Origin of the sequence: Actinoplanes sp. M2I2 (genome assembly GCF_023544445.1) — a bacterium.
Lineage (GTDB): Bacteria > Actinomycetota > Actinomycetes > Mycobacteriales > Micromonosporaceae > Actinoplanes.
In genome coordinates, this window is record NZ_JALPVJ010000059.1 from 1 (window position 1) to 1,466 (window position 1,466).

General features: G+C 65.0%; 1 protein-coding gene. It reads right to left on the minus strand.

Going from position 1 to position 1,466, the window contains the following annotated elements:
- Window positions 1-40 precede the first annotated feature (40 nt).
- The gene (locus HJC40_RS44955) at window positions 41-1,333 is read right to left on the minus strand and encodes an IS256 family transposase (protein ID WP_250010005.1); all 1,293 of its coding nucleotides are present in this window, start codon (window positions 1,331-1,333) and stop codon (window positions 41-43) included.
- Window positions 1,334-1,466: the final 133 nt, after the last annotated feature.

Here is a 1,466-nt window from a genome sequence, read left to right on the forward strand (position 1 = left end):
GAGCCTGTCAAGATTTTTGTGTAAGTGATCTTGTGGTTTGTTAGTTGATGTAAGGGCCGATGCGGTCTGGGTAGTGCAGGGCGAGGGCGCCGAGGGCTTGTCGCCAGCCCTGGATGACGGAGCCTTCGACGAGCCGGCCCGGGGCGCGCCGGTCGGCGGCGGGCAGGCCTTTCTCCTTTGCGCGGGCGCGGGCGCGTTTGTCTTCGATGTCGCGGATTGCAAGCCAGAGCAGCTTGATCGCGGCGTCGTCGGAGGGGAAATGCCCGCGATTCTTGATGACTTTGCGGAGCTGGTAGTTCAGCGATTCGATCGCGTTGGTCGTGTAGATGATCTTCCGGAGCTCGGGCGGGAAGGCCAGGAACGGGATGAACCGTTCCCACGCAGCAGTCCAGGTCGCGACCGCGGCCGGGTATTTGCGGCCCAAAGCTGATTCGGTGAAGGCGAGCAGTTCAGTTTCGGCGACCTCAACGGTCGGTGCCGTGTAAATCGGCTTGAGGGCGGCGGCGACCTTCTTGCGGTCGTTGTAGGACACGAACCGCATCGCGGCGCGGATCAGGTGGACGGTGCAGGTCTGCACCGTCGATTGCGGCCAGGTCGCCTCGATCGCCTCGGGGAAACCGGTCAGCCCGTCACAGCAGACGATCAGCGTGTCGCGGATCCCGCGGTTGCGCAGCTCGGCGCAGACCCCGGCCCAGAACTTCGCGCCTTCAGTGGCCTGAACCCAGATCCCGAGGACGTGTTTGACGCCGTCGAGATCGACGCCGACGGCGATGTGCGCCGCCCGGTTCTTCACGGTGTGCCCGTCACGGACCTTCACGACCAGCGCATCGAGGTAGACGATCGGGTAGATCTCCTCCAACGGCCGTGACTGCCACGCTTTCACCTCGTCCAGCACCGCGTCGGTGATCTTCGAGATGGTGTCGTGCGACAGTTCGGTGCCCAGCGTGCGCTGCAGATGGTGGCCGATGTCGCGGATCGTCATCCCGCCCGCATACAGCGAGATGATCATCTCGTCGAGACCGCCGGTGCGGCGGGCACCCTTCGGGACCAACCGCGGCTCGAACGACCCGGCCCGGTCCCGCGGCACCGCCAGAGCGACGTCCCCGACCTCGGTCGCGACGGTCTTCGGGCTGTGCCCATTACGCGAGTTCGAGCTGCCCCGCCCGGCCGGATCGCCTTTCTCATAGCCCAGATGCCCGGTCAGCTCCGCCGCCAGGCCCCGCTCGAGAACGGCTTTGACCAGTTCCGGCAGGACCCCGCCGTCACCCGTCAACGCAAGACCTTCCGCGTCGACCCGGCCCATCAAGTCATCGAGCAGACCGGCCGAGATCATGTCGTTCACCGTCTGCCGGGCCGGCGACACCCAGTCCGCCGACACCTGGACTCCTCGTGGATCATCAGTCATGGTCACCTGTGTACTCCTCGACATAGAAGTCGATCAGTTACACAAACCATCTGACACGCCC

What these genes read in the sequence shown, in the direction of transcription:
- HJC40_RS44955 (WP_250010005.1), bottom strand. Translation starts at nt 1,333, where the DNA reads ATGATCTCGGCCGGTCTGCTCGATGACTTGATGGGCCGGGTCGACGCG.